Raw genomic sequence first — 15784 nt, forward strand, 5'->3', positions numbered from 1 at the left:
CCGCTGTGCCGGTTCATGATGAACCCCCCATTTTTTATTAACGGCATACGAGAACAGGACGATTAAACATGTCTAAGAAAATTTTCGACTTCGTAAAACCCGGCGTGATCACTGGTGATGACGTTCAGAAAGTGTTCGCCATCGCTAAAGAGAACGGCTTCGCTCTGCCTGCCGTGAACTGCGTGGGTACCGACTCCGTCAACGCCGTGCTGGAAGCTGCCGCCAAGGTCAAAGCCCCGGTCATCGTTCAGTTCTCCAACGGTGGTGCCGTGTTCACCGCCGGCAAGGGTCTGAAGCTGGAAGGCCAGCAGGCTGCCATCATCGGTGCCATCTCCGGTGCCAAGCACGTGCACGCCGTTGCCGAAGCTTACGGTGTACCTGTCATCCTGCACACCGACCACGCCGCCAAGAAGCTGCTGCCGTGGATCGACGGTCTGCTGGAAGCGGGCGAGAAGCACTTCGCTGAAACCGGCAAGCCGCTGTTCTCCTCCCACATGCTGGATCTGTCCGAAGAGTCTCTGGAAGAGAACATCGACATCTGCTGCGAGTATCTGACCCGCATGGCCAAGATGAACATGACTCTGGAGCTGGAACTGGGTTGCACCGGTGGCGAAGAAGACGGTGTGGACAACAGCCACATGGATCAATCCGCCCTGTACACCCAGCCGGAAGACGTGGCTTACGCCTACGAGCGTCTGTCCAAGATCAGCCCGCGTTTCACCATCGCTGCCTCCTTCGGCAACGTGCACGGTGTCTACAAGCCGGGTAACGTCAAGCTGACCCCGTCCATCCTGGACGCTTCCCAGAAATACGTTTCCGAGAAGTTCGGTCTGCCTGCCAAGTCCCTGGACTTCGTGTTCCACGGTGGTTCAGGTTCCACCCTGGAAGAGATCCGCGAATCCATCTCCTACGGCGTCGTGAAGATGAACATCGACACCGACACCCAGTGGGCTACCTGGGAAGGTCTGTTGAACTTCTACAAGACCAACGAAGCCTACCTGCAAGGCCAGCTGGGCAACCCGGAAGGCGCCGACAAGCCGAACAAGAAGTTCTACGATCCGCGCGTATGGCTGCGTGCCGGTCAGACTTCCATGATCGCCCGTCTGGAGAAAGCCTTCTCCGACCTGAACGCCATCAACGTACTGTAATTCGTTACCGTATCTTGATTGCTGAAGAGGCGCCCTGCGGGGCGCCTCTTTCATTGCGGCCAGCCTCGGCTGGCCTCTAAAAAGGTGTCCTTCGGGACACCTTTTGCATTTCTGTGATCCTGACAGGCTGGATTGGTGACCCTGGGCTGGGTATTATCGATGACACTCCGTTTAATTTAGTAAACAAGTGCAACCAAGGCAGGATGCTGAGCATGCAGACAGGAAGACACAACGGATACCAGGAGCACGTGGCCTCCTATTACGCGGCCACCCGCAACGACCATCAGCAGTGGCCCGAGCTCAGCGGTGAGCTGGATGCCGACGTCTGCATCATAGGCGGCGGCTTCACCGGCCTCAACACTGCCATCAATCTGGCCGAGGCGGGTTACAAGGTGGTCTTGCTTGAGGCCAACCGCATCGGCTGGGGGGCCTCGGGACGCAACGGCGGCCAGCTCATTCGCGGCATAGGTCACGACACCAGCCAGTTTGCCCGCTGGATAGGCGAGCAAGGGGTACGTGAGCTGGACCTGATGGGGCTGGAGGCGGTGCAGCTGGTGCGCGAGCGGGTCGCGCGGTTCAACATCGACTGCGACCTGACCTGGGGCTACTGCGATCTCGCCACCAAGCCGCGTCACCTCAAGGGATTTGAGGAGGATGCCGAGCACTTGGCCAGCCTGGGCTACCGGCACGAACTCAAGCTGGTCCCCAAGGGGGAGATAAGGTCGGTGGTGGGGTCGGATCGCTATATCGGCGGCATGATCGACATGGGCTCAGGCCACCTGCATCCCCTCAACCTGGCTCTGGGTGAGGCGCGCGCGGCGGCCAGTCTGGGCGTCGCCCTGTTCGAGCAGTCCAGGGTGACTCACATCGAGTATGGCGATCGGGTCGAGGTGACCACGGCCCACGGCCGTTGCCGCGCCAGCTACCTGGTGATCGGCTGCAACGCCTACCTCAATGAGCTCAATCCCGAACTCGGGGGCAAGGTGCTGCCGGCGGGTTCCTATATCCTCGCCACCCAGGTGCTGGAGAAACGGCTGCGCCAGCGGCTGCTGCCGCAAAACATGGCGGTGTGCGATCAGAACGTGGCGCTCGACTACTACCGGCTATCGGCCGATGGCCGTCTGCTGTTTGGCGGGGCCTGCAACTACTCGGGGCGCGATCCCAAGGACATCAAGGCGTTTATGCTGCCCAAGCTGCTGCGGGTCTTCCCTGAGCTGGCGGGCACCGCCATCGAGTTTCAGTGGGGGGGCATGATAGGCATAGGCGCCAACCGGCTACCGCAGATAGGGCGCCTCAAAGAGTACCCCAACGTGTTCTATGCCCAGGCTTACTCGGGACACGGCCTCAATGCCACTCACATGGCGGGCAAGCTGGTGACCGAGGCGATCAGGGGGGAGAGTCGAGGCTTCGATCTCTTCAGCCGCGTGCCTCACATGACCTTCCCCGGCGGGCCTGCCCTGCGCTCCCCCTTGCTGGCGCTCGGGATGCTGTGGCACAGAATGAAGGATCTGCTCTAAGGAGTATTTCGGGGGCTGGCGGCAGGGAGGAGGGCACTCATCCCTGCTGCGCCGGATCCGGTTCTGCCAGGCGCCAGCCCTGCTCTGTCTTCATCATCCAGACCTGGCTCTCCTGCGCCAGTGCCTGGCCTGCCTCGAATTCGCCGTATTTGCGCTCCAGCTCCATCAGGGCCATCTCCTGCTGGAAGGGGCCGACCCTGTCATAGACCAGATCCTCGTCGTGCAGCACCTGCAACTGATCCAGCCCCTGCTTGAAGTGGAGCCGGTAGCTCACCTTGACCAGATAGACCCCCTCCATCCGCTCCTCCTTGCCGAGCACGGCGAAGTCGCTGATCTCGAACAGGGCGGGATCAGTGTCGGCCTGCAGCCTGGCGGTGACCTGGCTCTGGATCTCCTCTTCACCTGGACCTGAGTTGCAGCCATAGAGCCAGCAGGCCAGCAGGGGGATGAACCACTTTTTCATCAAAACTCCGGACGATGCGAGACGGGAAAGGGCAAATTCTGCCATGGCGCCTGTCATATACAAGGGATGGCCAGAAAAATCAGCGCGCAGAGGAGAGGGCGGCCCGCGCGGCAAGGCGGGCCGCCATGATTCAGCGCAGCTTGTCCAGCTGGCCGAGGAACTCGGCGGGCTCCATGAAGCCGGTCACCCGCTGCCCGCTCACCTCGTTGCCTGCGGCATCGAAGAAGATCAGGGTCGGCAGTCCCAGCACGTTCAGGCCGTTGAGCAGATCCACGTCGGCATCGTCGTTGGCGGTGACATCCGCCTGCAACAGCACCATGTCATTGAAGCGTGCCCGCACCTCGGGATCGCTGAAGGTCTTGTGTTCGAACTCCTTGCAGGCCACGCACCAGTCGGCGTAGAGGTCCAGCAGCACCGGCTTGCCGCGAGCGGCCTCGAGCCGGGTCTTGAGGTCATCCAGGGTCTTGATGCGGATAAACTGGGGGGCCTGGGTGCCGGTGCTGGCCTTGACGCCAGGCTCGGGCAGCAGCAGGTCCTTGCCCACTACTACCAGGCTCATCATCGCCAGCAGCAGCACGAAGCCGCCGAGGCTCTTGCCCACCGAGTGGGGGCGATGCTGGTTGTGATGATAGAGATAGCCACACAGCAGCAGTGCCCAGCCGAGCCAGAGCAGGGTGGCGACCTGGTCGCTCAAGAGCCGTGACAGCAGCAGGATCGGCACCGCCAGCAGCGCAAAGCCAAAGAGTTGCTTGATCACATCCATCCAGGCGCCCGCCTTGGGCAGCAGCTTGCCCCCCGAGGTGCCGAGCAGCAGCAGCGGCAGCCCCATGCCCAGCGACAGGGCATAGAGGGCCGCCCCGCCGAGCCAGAGATCGCCGCTCTGGGCCACGTAGATGAGCGCCCCGGAGAGCGGGGCCGTGGTGCAGGGGGAGCAGACCAGGCCGGAGATCATCCCCATGATGGCGACCCCGACCACGGAGCCGCCCTGCTGGCGGTTGGAGAGGCCGGACAGCCGGGTTTGCAGGCTGCTCGGCAGTTGCAGGGTATAGAGCCCGAACATGGAGAGGGCCAGCAGCACGAACATCACCGAGAGGCCGATCAGCACATAGGGGTGCTGCAGCGCCGCCTGGAACTTCAAGCCAGCCGAGGCGACCACCAGCCCGAGCAGGGTATAGGTGACCGCCATCCCCTGCACATAGACGAAGGAGAGCAGGAAGGCGCGGCGGGTGGAGAGGTGCTGGCCGGCACCGGCGATGATGCCGGTCAAAATGGGGTACATGGGGAAGACGCAGGGGGTGAAGGCGAGCCCCAGTCCCAGCGCAAAGAAGGCGGCGATGCTGAGCCAGAAGCCCTGGCTGCCGAGGGCGGCCGCCAGCCTATCCTGCTGACTGCCGGTCGGCGCCTCTGTGGCATCTGCGGGGTCTGTTTGCCCGGCGTCGCCAGTGGCCGCGAGGGGCTGCACCGGGATCCGCTTGTCGGTGGGGGGGTAGCAGAGGCCCTCGGTGCACCCCTGATAGCTTATCTGCAGGCTGGCGGAGTCCCCCACCTGGGTCAAGGTGACGGGGATCTGCAGCTCCTGATAGAAGACCCGGGTCTTGCCGAAGAAGTCATCCTCATGCTCTGTGCCCGCAGGCAGCGCGAGGGGCTCGAAGGCGAGGTTCTCCCCCTTGACGCTGATGCTGTGGCGATAGAGGTAGTAACCGTCGGCGAGGCGCAGGGTCAGCAGCAGCTTGTTTCCCTGCTGCTCGCTCTCGAGGACGAAGGCCTCGTCCACTTTCAGAAACTTGGGCTGGGCACTGGCCTCGATGCCGAGGCTGCTCAGCAGATCCTGGCTGCTGGCCTGGGCGGGGGCCGCGAGCAGGCTCAGCAGGAGCAACAGGGGGGAGAGCAGGGATCGCAGAGTCATGAGGTCTCCTGTGTCAACCAGTCGAGGTAGGCTTGATGACCCTGGCTGGCGGGGATCGCCAGGATCTCCGGCACCTGGTAGGGGTGGTGAGCCAGGATGCACCGCTCTAGCTCGGCAAAGAGCGGCTGGCGGGATTTGATGATGAGCTGGATCTCCCGTGCCCGCTCTATCTTCCCCTGCCAGCGATAGACGGAGGTGAGCCCCGGCAACTGATTGATGCAGGCGGCGAGGCGCTGGTTGAGCAGTTGCTCGCAGAGGTGGTCGGCACTGGCTTCATCGGGGCAGGTGCAGAGCACCAGAATGGCGTCGGTCATGGGGTTGGCAGTCTCGTCAGCGGGGGCGCAAGGGCCCTCTGGAACAGCGGTTACTATACCGGGCAAAGGGGCAAATAGCACCCGGCCCGCACCCGGCTGGCGGGACGCTCAATTAGTGATGCGCCCGAGATAGACGCTGTGAAAAGGACAGGGCAGAATGAGCGGGCTTGTTCCCACTCTACGTAAGGAAATGTATGACCCAACAGAATGAGCAGCAGAGAAACCGCATGTTGAGCCTGTTGCGTGAAGGCGAGCGCCGCATGTTGGTGCAACTGGCCGGTCTGCTGCGTACCAGTGTCGATGAAATCAATGCGGAGCTGGAAAAAGAAGAGTTGCTGTCTGCCCTGGAGCAACCCATCACTGTGGAGTACCTCAACGGCGTGGTGCAACACCATCTGTTCGAGCGTCTGCACAAGGGAGACATGGTCGCGGCCCAGCGCATGCTGAACCAGTATCAGAGCGACCTCGAGGCCATGCTGAACCAGGAAGCGGCCCAGACTGAGGCCCCTGCCGACGAGGTGAAGGCGCAAGCCTGAATACCTGCCCCTCGAGGATCCAGATCAGCACCATCATGCCAGTCGCATGATGGTGCCTCGTTTTATCCCTTCTCTTGTCACCCCGTGACCCGCTGTGCCCCCTGGCCCGGGATGGGGAACACCTTGTCATAGCTCCAGTTGTAGACGAAGGCATAGACCAGGTAGAACAGCACGAAGCCCAGATCCAGCACCAGCGCCTCCAGCAGGCCGATATCGAGCCACCAGGACATCACCGGCAGGGCGACGATCAGCAAGCCCCCCTCGAAACCGAAAGTATGCAGCACCCGTTGCCAGAGCGTCTTGTGGGTGTGGCCCTGCAGGCGCAGCAGCAGCCTGTCCACCCCTATGTTGTAGACATAGTTCCAGACGGTGGCGACCACCGAGAAGAACAGGGCCAGGGGCCCCATGTGGTTGAGACCGACGCCGGTGACCCAGCTTGCCAGGGGGGCGGCGATCAGCAGGCCAATCAATTCGAAGCCGATGGCGTGGCGCAGGCGATCACGGGTATTACGCATTGTCTGTCTCTCTATTTCTCTTTTCGGGTGTGTATGGCGGCCAATTTATCGCTATTTTTCGATAGGTTCACGTTGGTATCTATCGCTAAAATAGATGGATCTGGGTGCAATAACAGGGCTGGAGCAGACGGATGACCCCTTCACTGGAACAATTCAAGGCGTTACTGGCGGCGGCCGAGACGGGATCCTTCTCGGCGGCGGCGCGCCGCCTGGGCAAGGCGCAGTCGGTGGTGAGCACCGCCATCGCCAACCTGGAGATAGATCTCGGCCTCGAGCTGTTTGATCGCAGCGGCCGCTACCCTGTGCTGACCGAGGCGGGGGCCCGCATCAGTCAGGAGGCGGGGGTGCTGCTGGCCCAGAGCGAGCGGCTGCAAGCCATCGCCGGGGAGCTGGCCAGCGGCATAGAGTCGCGCCTGACGCTCGCCATCGACGATGACTCCCATCTGCCCTGGCTCGGTGCCTTGCTGGAGGAGTTTGCCGGCCGCTATCCGACTGTGGAGCTGGAGCTGCTGTTCCCGCTGATGGAGGATGTGACCGAGCTGCTCAAGAGCGGGCGGGCCCAGCTCGGCATCAGCTACCAGAAGGCGCACCCGGAGCGGGAGCTGGTCTCCCGCTCCCTGGGGAGCGTCGCCATGCCCCTGGTGGTCTCCCCGGATCACCCCCTGGCCCACAAGACGCCGCTGCACGAGAGCGACCTGCAGGGGGCCCGCCAGCTGATGGTGACGGGACGGCGGGAGGGGACGGAGCGCCATCGCTTTCGCCTCTCGTCCCAGGTGTGGTGGGTCGAGGGGGATCTCGGGATCCTGGAGCTGGTCAAGCTGGGGCTGGGGTGGTCTGCGGTGCCCGAGTTTCTGCTGCACCGGCCGCTGGCGCGGGGGGAGCTGGTGGTGCTCAAGCCGGATTTCATTCCCCAGGCCGAGCTGGAGCTGGAGTTGCAGTGGTATCGCGCCCGCCCGCTGGGGCAGGCGGGGCGCTGGCTGAAGGAGGCCCTGCTGGCGCGGGTGCCTCGTTAGCCGACCTTATTCGGTCAGGGAGTAGGGCAGGGGCTGCAGGGCGAGGCGGGAACCTTCCTCCTGCTTGAGGCGGAAGCTGGCGTCAGCCTCGGTGTCTTTTGGCAGCACGGCGGTGAGCCACAGCTGGCCATCCTGTTGCCAGACGTTCAGCACCATGCCGCTGCGCCGCCAGTTGTCACCGAGCTGGATCTCCAGGGTATCGCCGCTGGCAACGGGGCCACTAGCCTGCCCGGCCAGCACGAAGAGGGCGCGGTTGTTGGCGCCGCGATACTTGGCGCGGGCCACTATCTCCTGCCCCATGTAGCAGCCCTTGGTGAAGCTGATCCCCTCCAGGGCCTGCAGGTTCAGCATCTGGGGAATGTACTCACCCTGATGGACCGCCTCCAGGTGCGGGATCCCCGCCTTGATGTCCAGACCCCACCAGAGCGCTTCGTCGCCAGCAGGCAGGCCCAGCGCCAGCGGTGATTCGCTTGCCAGCAGCCAGCGATCGGCCTCCACCTTGACCGCCATGCCGCCCTCGACAAGGCCGGTTTCCTGAAGGCCGTATTGCTCCGCGATCCAGGCATCCGTGCCCTGACCGGCCAGGCCGACCACCTGGCCCTGGAATTCGCCGATCTCCACCTTGGCGAACACCGCAAACTTCTTGAGTTCGGGCAACTGGCGCGCCAGCACCGACGGCTTGGTCAGCAGCAGCAGGCTCTCGTCGAGGCAGAGCAGGCGAAAATCGCTCCACAGCTTGCCCTTGGGATCGCAATGGCCGCCGAGGGTGCTCTGGCCAGGTTGCAGGGCGTTGACGTCGCAGGTGACCTGGCCTTGCAGATATTTCACGCGATCATTGCCGGTGAGGCGGGTGATGGCCAGATCGGTCAGGGGAAACAGGGTTGGCTCGGCAGGAAGAACAGGGGTCGGCAGGCTCACGATGGTATTCCAGAGACAGAAAGTATGTGACCTGCATGGTAAAGACGTAAGGAATGTTTGTCAGCCGGAAAATCCAGCTGCTACCATCCTCGGGTCTTTGTAAGGAGAGTTCCATGTTGAGCCCAATTGAAAAGTCCCGCCTGAAGTGGGCCTGCCGTCGCGGCATGCTCGAGCTGGATGTGATCTTTATGCCCTTTTTCGAGCACGAGTTCGACTCCCTGAGCGAAGCTCAGCAGCAGACCTTCATCCGCCTGCTGGCGTGCGAGGATCCCGAGCTGTTCCGCTGGAGCATGGGCCACGGTGTGCCGAGCGACCCCGATTTCGCCGCCATGATCCCCCTGATCCTGGAGCGCAATCAGGCCCGTCACGATCGTCTGAGCTGATCCCCGATGCGGGTCCTGATGCCCGTCATCCCCTCCCGGCGGCAGCGCATGCTGCTGCTTGCCCTGTTTCTGCTGTTGCTCTGGCCGGTTGCCGCCTTGATCCATGGCTGGCAATGGGGGCTGTTTCTCCCCTGCTGGTCGCTGGGGCTCTGGCTGGCCTGGCGCCCCGTCACCCAGGGGCGTGACCCGCTGCTCTGGGACGGGGAGTGGCTGGAGTGGCAAGGGCGACGTCATCGACTGGATGACCGCAGCCGCATCCTGCCCGGGGTGCTCTGGCTGAGGCTGGTGACGGAAGAGGGCGCCGAGCGTCACCTCTGGCTCTTCTCCGACGCCCTGGCACCCGAGCACTACCGCGCCCTGGCCCGCGCCATTCACCTGGCCCCCTCCAACCCCCCGGCTTCCCCCCATAACAGATGACCCCGCCGGGGCGGGGTCATCTGAGGGACGGCGGTGGGCGTCGTTTACTCCCGATCCGGCGTCAGCACTGTCTGCCTGAGGTTCGGCTGCCTGTCCGGGTAGTCCGGGGGCAGGCAGTGCAGTCCACAGCACGCCTCTGGCTTGTGCCGGATCACTCCCGATCCGGTGTCAGCACTGTCGGCTTGGGGTTCGGCTGCATGTCCGGATAGTCGAGGTTGTAGTGCAGTCCGCGTGACTCCTTGCGCTCCAGGGCACAGTTGACGATAAGCTCGGCCACCTGCAACAGGTTGCGCAGCTCCAGCAGGTTGTTGGAGACGCGGAAGTTCGCATAGTACTCCTGCACCTCCTGCTTGAGCAGGTCGATGCGGCGCTTGGCCCGGGCCAGGCGCTTGTTGGTGCGCACTATCCCCACGTAATCCCACATCATCAGCCGCAGCTCGTGCCAGTTGTGCTGGATCACCACCTGTTCGTCCGAGTCATCCACCTGGCTCTCGTCCCAGGCGGGCAGGCTCGGCGGCTCCACGCTCATGGGCAGCTTGGCCAGGATGTCGGCCCCCGCCTGATGGGCATAGACCACGCATTCGAGCAGGGAGTTGGACGCCATGCGGTTGGCGCCGTGCAGCCCTGTGTAGGTCACTTCGCCGATGGCGTAGAGGCCGGGGATATCGGTCTGGCCGTTGTTGTCTATCATCACGCCACCACAGGTGTAGTGCGCCGCTGGGACGATGGGCATGGCCTCCTTGGTGATGTCGATGCCGACCGCGAGGCAGCGCTCAAAGATGGTCGGGAAGTGCTTGATGATGAAATCCGCCGGTTTATGGCTGATGTCCAGATACATGCAATCCGCCCCGAGTCGCTTCATCTCGTGGTCGATGGCGCGGGCGACTATATCCCGCGGCGCCAGTTCCCCTCTGGGATCAAAATCCGGCATAAAGCGGCTGCCGTCGGGACGGCGCAGATAGGCCCCTTCCCCGCGCAGGGCTTCGGTCAGCAGGAAGTTGGGGTCATCGGGGTGGAACAGGCTGGTGGGGTGGAACTGGTTGAACTCCAGGTTCGCCACCCTGCAGCCGGCGCGCCACGCCATGGCGATGCCATCCCCCGAGCTCACATCCGGGTTGGAGGTGTACTGATACACCTTGGAGGCGCCGCCGGTGGCCAGCGCCACGAAACGGGCGCGGATCACCTCGACCTGTTCGACGTTGCGGTTCCAGACGTAGGCGCCGAGCACCCTGTTGCCCGGCAGATCCAGCTTGCGGGTGGTGATGAGATCGACCGCGTTGAAGCGCTCCATCAGCTGGATGTTGGGGTGGGAGCGGACCTGATCGATCAGGGTGAGCTGCACCGCCTTGCCGGTGGCGTCCGCCGCGTGGAAGATGCGGCGATGGCTGTGACCCCCTTCCCGGGTCAGGTGATAGTGGGATTCCCCCTCGGCATCCTCTTCCTGATCGAAGGGAACACCCTGCTGGATCAGCCACTGGATGGAGTCGCGGGCGTTGCGAGCGGTGAACTCCACCACCGCCGGGTCACACAACCCGGCGCCGGCGTTGAGCGTGTCGCTCACATGGGATTCGATGCTGTCGGTCTCGTCGAACACGGCAGCGATGCCTCCTTGCGCATAGAGAGTGGCCCCCTCACTGATGGGCCCCTTGCTCAGAACCAGGACTTTGGCCTGGTCTGCCAATCGCAACGCGAGGGACAGACCGGCGGCACCGCTGCCAATGATCAGTACGTCGCAAAGGTATTCAACACTTGCTTTCATAAGTATCATTGGCCTGGATTAAGAACTGGCCCCATGGTAGCCCAAGGGGGGTTGTGATGCAGCCCGCATCACATTTTTTTCAATGCAAGCGAACTTTCTCTGATTCTCCCTGTCTGAACTTGTGCGCTTAGAAGGGGCCGGAAAAGAAGAACGATAACCTGATGGGGGTTTTACGGCTCTGATGAGCGACCAGAATCTACTGGACGAACAGCTGGTTGAACGGGTCCAGCGTGGCGATAAAAATGCATTCAACCTGTTGGTAAAAAAATACCAGCATAAGGTGGTCAACCTGGTGGCCAGGTATGTCAACAATCCGGGCGATGTACCGGATGTGGCGCAGGAGGCCTTTATCAAGGCTTACCGTGCGTTGCCGACATTCCGTGGCGAGAGCGCGTTTTACACCTGGTTGTATCGGATCGCCGTGAACACGGCCAAAAATTACCTGACCTCACAGGGGCGCAGACCGCCCAGTAGTGATGTCGAAGCGGACGAGGCTGAATATTATGGTGGTGGTGAAGCCCTGCAAGAAGTGGCCACCCCCGAAAACCTGGCGCTGACCGACGAGATCAAGCGCACTGTGTTTGCCGCCATAGAAGCCTTGCCAGAAGACTTGAGAACAGCGATCACCCTTCGTGAAATGGAAGGGCTGAGCTACGAAGAGATTGCGGAGATCATGGATTGCCCTGTGGGTACGGTGAGATCCCGTATCTTTCGGGCGAGGGAAGCAATCGACAAAAAGCTGCAACCTCTGATCGAGAATTAAACTGGGGAAAGACAGGCAAACTTATGGCAAATAAAGAGCAACTTTCAGCCCTGATGGATGGTGACCTCAGCGACATGGAGGTTCTGAACGAGCTGGGAACGGATCCCGCTCTGCAAGATACCTGGGCTCGTTACCATCTGATCGGTGATGCCATGCGGGGAGACCTGCCGGTCAATCTGCAACTGGATCTCAGTGACAGCATCATGCTGGCACTGGAAGACGAACCCGTCATACTGGCGCCCAAGCCGGTGCAACCTGTTGCACCTCAGGTGAAGCCAGCTGGCAAGGTGGTGCCTTTGATCCGTCGCTTTGGCCAGCAAATGGGTCAGTATGCCATTGCCGCCTCCGTGGCTGCCGCCGTCATCTTCGGGGTGCAACAGTACCAGGGCAACGACGGCATGCCGGCCAACCCTGTGCTCAACACCATACCGGTCGGTGGCAGTGCGACGCCAGTGAGCGTGCACTATCCCCAGGAGGGCAACCGTGCCACTCCTCGCCAGCAAGGCTTGAACGAGCAACAGATGCAGGAGCAGCGCGAGCGTATCAACGCCTTCCTGCGAGACCATCAATTGCAACAGCGTCTGCTGCAAGACAAGCAGATTCAGGAATAACGCATCTTTAGGGATCAGACCGTGCGCCAGTCCAGCCTCATTCTGCTGGCCTCTCTCCTGCTGATTTGTGCCAAGGCCTCGGCCGACGATCTGTCGGCCGAGGCCTTGTTGCAGCAGATGCAGAGTGCCGTTTCGCAACAAAATTTTGAGTTGTCCATGGTCAAGGCCCGTCAGGGACGCCTCGAGCCCATTCGCTTCAGCCACGGGGTGATCGATGGCAAAGAGGTCGCTCATCTGAGTTATCTCGACGGCAAGGCGGTGGAGTACCTGCAACGCCAGAACGAATACACCTTCTTTGAAAACACCCACGAACCTTACACCCTCAAGGGGGCGCGTTTCCCGGGCGTCTGGTCGAGCCTGGTGAAGATGCCGCTGCCCCGGGTGCTGGAGAGCTATGATCCCGTGCTGGCCGGTCGCAGCCGGGTGGCCGGCCTGGTGGCTCAGGTCGTGAGACTGGTGCCCAAGGAGGCGGACAAGTATGGCTTTGTGCTCTGGGTCGACGAGCAGAGTCATCTGCTGCTGCGGGTGGACATGGTGGACAAGGAGGGTAACCTGGTCGAACAGGTGCTGGGTGTGGATCTGGACAGGCAGCCGGCGCCGGCGCCCTGGCTTGTCACCCTGGCCCGCAGCAAGCTGCCCGATGCGCTGGCATTGGAAGACGCCTATCCCGCACCCCAGCAGACCCTGAGCTGGCACCTGACCTGGCTGCCGGGTGGATTCAAGGTACTCTCTCAGGACAGGCACCAGCTGGTCAGCACCAGCCTGCCGGTGGACTACATGATGCTGTCTGACGGTGTGGTGGATCTCTCCGTCTATGTCTCCCGGGTCGATCCCAAGCAGGCGGTGCGCCAGCAGTTGATCCGCCAGGGAGCCACCTCGCTGGTGAGTTTCGTCAACGAGGTCGGGGTGGAGATCACCGTGGTCGGGGAAGTTCCCACCGAGACGGCCAAGCGCATCGCCGAGTCGGTGCAGCCGCTGGCCCGCAACGAGGCGGTACAGTGAGGTGGCATGCTGCCACTTGCCGAACCGGGACGACCGTGCTGAGATCGGGTAAATCCATAGCCGTTCGTCTGGAGTCATCCTGTGAGTAACATGAGCGAAGAGCTGGCAACAGTGGTGGCCGTCGAGGGGGCCTATGCCTGGGTGGAGTGCGAACGGCGCTCCGCCTGCAGCGGCTGCCATCAGCAGTCCAACTGCGGTACCGGCACAGTCGCCAAGGCCTTTTCCCTGAAGTCGCAGCGACTGCGGGTGGCGCTGACCGCCGAGGTCCTGGTTGGTCAGCAAATCAGGCTCGGCATTCCCCAGGCGAGCATACTGCGGGGTGCTGCCCTGGTCTATGTGCTGCCGTTGTTCTGCCTGCTGCTCGGTGCCCTGCTCGGTCAGCTCTGGCTGGCGCCGCTGCTATCGGCGGGGGAGGGCGTCACCATCCTCAGCTGCCTGCTGGGAGGCACAGTCGGATTTTTACTGGTTCGTTACTTTTCTGCCCGGCTCGAGCAAGGGGAATATGGTCCCCGCATGCTCGGTGTGGTACTCAATACCCGCCACCTCTCCTGAGCGGCGCTCCCCTTTTCTGGCCCCGTCGCCGCCGTTTTGGTGCCGAGGGCCCGCCAGACAAGGCGCTATTTCTGGTGCCCGCCGACTAAAGATTGGCCGTCGACCTGGTTATCCAGTAAAATCCTGCCCTCATATCCGACCCTAACTTAATTTTGAGTGATTCTTGCTCGATGAAACACATTCGTAACTTTTCGATTATTGCGCACATCGACCACGGTAAATCGACCCTGTCGGACCGTCTGATCCAGACTTGTGGCGGCCTGTCCGACCGCGAGATGCAGGCTCAGGTGCTTGACTCCATGGATCTGGAGCGCGAGCGCGGCATTACCATCAAAGCACAGAGTGTGACCCTGAACTACCAGGCACAAGACGGTAACACCTATCAGCTGAACTTTATCGACACCCCGGGCCACGTGGATTTCTCCTACGAGGTTTCTCGCTCCCTGGCGGCCTGTGAAGGGGCTCTGCTGGTGGTGGATGCCGGTCAGGGGGTTGAGGCACAGACTCTGGCCAACTGCTACACCGCCATGGAGATGGAGCTGGAAGTGGTGCCCATCCTGAACAAGATCGATCTGCCTGCCGCAGAACCCGAGCGGGTTGCGGAAGAGATCGAGGACATAGTCGGCATAGACGCCATCGATGCGGTGCGTTGCTCCGCCAAGACCGGCCTGGGTGTCGATCTGGTGCTGGAAGAGATAGTGGCCCGTATCCCGTCACCGGAAGGTGATCCGGATGCCCCGCTGCAGGCGCTGATCATCGACTCCTGGTTCGACTCCTACCTTGGCGTCGTCTCCCTGGTGCGCATCAAGAACGGTTCGCTCAAGAAGAACGACAAGATCAAGGTGATGAGCACCGGTCAGGTGTGGGGCGTGGATCGCATCGGTATCTTCACCCCCAAGCAAGTGGACACCATGGGCCTGGGTTGTGGCGAGGTAGGTTGGGTCGTCTGCGGCATCAAGGACATCCACGGCGCCCCTGTGGGCGATACCCTGACGCAAGCCAAGAACGGTGCCGACAAGGCGCTGGCTGGCTTCAAGAAGGTGAAGCCGCAGGTCTATGCGGGTCTGTTCCCCATCTCCAGCGATGACTACGAGTCGTTCCGTGACGCGCTAGACAAGCTCTCCCTGAACGATGCCTCCCTGTTCTTCGAGCCGGAAAGCTCCACCGCACTGGGCTTCGGCTTCCGTTGTGGCTTCCTCGGCATGCTGCACATGGAGATCATCCAGGAGCGTCTGGAGCGGGAATACGATCTGGATCTCATCACCACGGCACCGACCGTAGTGTATGAAATCGAGCTGAACAACGGCGAGACCATCCATATCGACAGCCCGGCGGCTATGCCTCCGGTCAACAATATCAAGGAGATGCGCGAGCCTATCGCCGAGTGCAACATACTGTTGCCGCAGGAGTACATGGGCAACGTGATCACCCTCTGTATCGAGAAGCGTGGCGTGCAGACCAACATGGTCTATCACGGCAAGCAGGTGGCGCTGACCTACGAGATCCCGATGGCGGAAGTGGTGCTCGACTTCTTCGACCGCCTCAAATCCACCAGTCGCGGCTACGCCTCCCTGGATTACGGCTTCAAGCGCTTCGAAACCTCCGAGATGGTCCGCCTCGACATCATGATCAACGGTGAGCGCGTCGATGCCCTGGCCATCATCACCCACAAGGAGAACGCCCAGTATCGCGGTCGCCAGGTGGTTGAGAAGATGCGTGAGCTGATCCCGCGCCAGATGTTCGACATCGCCATTCAGGCGTCCATCGGCAACCAGATCATCGCCCGCAGCACGGTCAAGGCCCTGCGCAAGGACGTGACCGCCAAGTGCTACGGCGGTGACGTGAGCCGTAAGAAAAAGCTGCTGAACAAGCAGAAAGAAGGCAAGAAGCGGATGAAGTCCCTGGGCCGTGTCGACGTGCCGCAAGAGGCCTTCCTCGCCATTCTCCACGTCGGAAAGGATTAATAA

17 protein-coding genes are annotated in these 15784 nt (G+C 62.0%); 11 read left to right on the top strand and 6 right to left on the bottom strand.

The genetic code is table 11. The features are described 5' to 3' along the window. The first annotated feature begins 68 nt into the window (after nucleotides 1–68). Together fbaA and ACF2JD_RS14320 are read left to right on the top strand one after the other, a co-directional pair. On the top strand, nucleotides 69–1148 hold the full coding sequence (fbaA, locus tag ACF2JD_RS14315; protein WP_005332814.1) for a class II fructose-bisphosphate aldolase: 1080 nt from the start codon (nucleotides 69–71) through the stop codon (nucleotides 1146–1148). Nucleotides 1149–1360: 212 nt separating this feature from the next. Then, nucleotides 1361–2665 (top strand): FAD-dependent oxidoreductase, encoded by a 1305-nt coding sequence (locus tag ACF2JD_RS14320; protein ID WP_440987655.1) that lies wholly within the window; start codon nucleotides 1361–1363, stop codon nucleotides 2663–2665. A gap of 37 nt (nucleotides 2666–2702) precedes the next feature. Here the strand turns inward: ACF2JD_RS14320 and ACF2JD_RS14325 are convergent, their stop codons facing one another. From ACF2JD_RS14325 to cutA, 3 genes are all read right to left on the bottom strand, one after another. After that, nucleotides 2703–3128 (bottom strand): hypothetical protein, encoded by a 426-nt coding sequence (locus ACF2JD_RS14325; protein ID WP_440987656.1) that lies wholly within the window; start codon nucleotides 3126–3128, stop codon nucleotides 2703–2705. Between the two features lie 130 nt (nucleotides 3129–3258). Continuing rightward, a complete protein-coding gene (locus tag ACF2JD_RS14330) occupies nucleotides 3259–5034 on the bottom strand; it encodes a protein-disulfide reductase DsbD (protein ID WP_440987657.1) in 1776 nt (591 codons plus the stop codon). Further along, nucleotides 5031–5348, bottom strand: a complete 318-nt coding sequence (gene cutA / locus ACF2JD_RS14335; RefSeq protein WP_111910485.1) for a divalent-cation tolerance protein CutA — start codon at nucleotides 5346–5348, stop codon at nucleotides 5031–5033. Before cutA ends, ACF2JD_RS14330 begins: the two co-directional genes overlap by 4 nt. A 194-nt stretch (nucleotides 5349–5542) precedes the next feature. Between cutA and ACF2JD_RS14340 the strand changes: the two genes are divergently transcribed. Continuing rightward, nucleotides 5543–5884 (top strand): hypothetical protein, encoded by a 342-nt coding sequence (locus ACF2JD_RS14340; RefSeq protein ID WP_025328270.1) that lies wholly within the window; start codon nucleotides 5543–5545, stop codon nucleotides 5882–5884. Nucleotides 5885–5961: 77 nt separating this feature from the next. Here the strand turns inward: ACF2JD_RS14340 and ACF2JD_RS14345 are convergent, their stop codons facing one another. Continuing rightward, the gene (locus tag ACF2JD_RS14345) at nucleotides 5962–6399 is read right to left on the bottom strand and encodes a PACE efflux transporter (protein ID WP_106885816.1); all 438 of its coding nucleotides are present in this window, start codon (nucleotides 6397–6399) and stop codon (nucleotides 5962–5964) included. A 131-nt stretch (nucleotides 6400–6530) separates the two neighbouring features. Between ACF2JD_RS14345 and ACF2JD_RS14350 the strand changes: the two genes are divergently transcribed. Further along, entirely contained in the window at nucleotides 6531–7412 is an 882-nt protein-coding gene (locus ACF2JD_RS14350) for a LysR family transcriptional regulator (RefSeq protein WP_111910484.1), read from the top strand. Between the two features lie 6 nt (nucleotides 7413–7418). On the opposite strand, the gene ygfZ is transcribed toward ACF2JD_RS14350, so the two are convergent. Continuing rightward, nucleotides 7419–8324, bottom strand: coding sequence for a tRNA-modifying protein YgfZ (ygfZ, locus tag ACF2JD_RS14355; protein ID WP_440987701.1), 906 nt, complete (start codon nucleotides 8322–8324; stop codon nucleotides 7419–7421). Nucleotides 8325–8443: 119 nt separating this feature from the next. On the opposite strand from ygfZ, the gene ACF2JD_RS14360 reads away from it, so the two are divergent. Together ACF2JD_RS14360 and ACF2JD_RS14365 are read left to right on the top strand one after the other, a co-directional pair. Then, nucleotides 8444–8713, top strand: coding sequence for an FAD assembly factor SdhE (locus tag ACF2JD_RS14360; protein ID WP_163137646.1), 270 nt, complete (start codon nucleotides 8444–8446; stop codon nucleotides 8711–8713). Nucleotides 8714–8731: 18 nt separating this feature from the next. Further along, nucleotides 8732–9130 (top strand): protein YgfX, encoded by a 399-nt coding sequence (locus tag ACF2JD_RS14365; protein WP_440987702.1) that lies wholly within the window; start codon nucleotides 8732–8734, stop codon nucleotides 9128–9130. Between the two features lie 151 nt (nucleotides 9131–9281). Here ACF2JD_RS14365 and nadB read toward each other — a convergent pair whose 3' ends face one another. Further along, a complete protein-coding gene (gene nadB, locus ACF2JD_RS14370; RefSeq protein ID WP_171276845.1) occupies nucleotides 9282–10889 on the bottom strand; it encodes an L-aspartate oxidase in 1608 nt (535 codons plus the stop codon). Nucleotides 10890–11070: 181 nt separating this feature from the next. Here nadB and rpoE point away from each other — a divergent pair, with 181 nt between their 5' ends. The 5 genes from rpoE (at nucleotide 11071) to lepA (ending at nucleotide 15781) form a co-directional block, all read left to right on the top strand. Beyond that, nucleotides 11071–11652, top strand: coding sequence for an RNA polymerase sigma factor RpoE (gene rpoE, locus ACF2JD_RS14375; protein ID WP_106885820.1), 582 nt, complete (start codon nucleotides 11071–11073; stop codon nucleotides 11650–11652). A gap of 23 nt (nucleotides 11653–11675) precedes the next feature. Further along, the gene (locus tag ACF2JD_RS14380) at nucleotides 11676–12263 is read left to right on the top strand and encodes a sigma-E factor negative regulatory protein (protein ID WP_106885821.1); all 588 of its coding nucleotides are present in this window, start codon (nucleotides 11676–11678) and stop codon (nucleotides 12261–12263) included. A 21-nt stretch (nucleotides 12264–12284) separates the two neighbouring features. Next, nucleotides 12285–13265, top strand: coding sequence for a MucB/RseB C-terminal domain-containing protein (locus tag ACF2JD_RS14385; RefSeq protein WP_106885822.1), 981 nt, complete (start codon nucleotides 12285–12287; stop codon nucleotides 13263–13265). Nucleotides 13266–13355: 90 nt separating this feature from the next. Further along, nucleotides 13356–13817 (top strand): SoxR reducing system RseC family protein, encoded by a 462-nt coding sequence (locus tag ACF2JD_RS14390; RefSeq protein WP_395950169.1) that lies wholly within the window; start codon nucleotides 13356–13358, stop codon nucleotides 13815–13817. Nucleotides 13818–13987: 170 nt separating this feature from the next. After that, nucleotides 13988–15781: a translation elongation factor 4 gene (gene lepA, locus ACF2JD_RS14395; RefSeq protein ID WP_042648728.1), complete on the top strand. Its 1794-nt coding sequence runs from the start codon at nucleotides 13988–13990 to the stop codon at nucleotides 15779–15781. The last annotated feature ends 3 nt before the right edge of the window (nucleotides 15782–15784 follow it).

The sequence above is a fragment of the Aeromonas ichthyocola genome (assembly GCF_046087985.1).
GTDB classification, from domain to species: domain Bacteria; phylum Pseudomonadota; class Gammaproteobacteria; order Enterobacterales; family Aeromonadaceae; genus Aeromonas; species Aeromonas rivipollensis.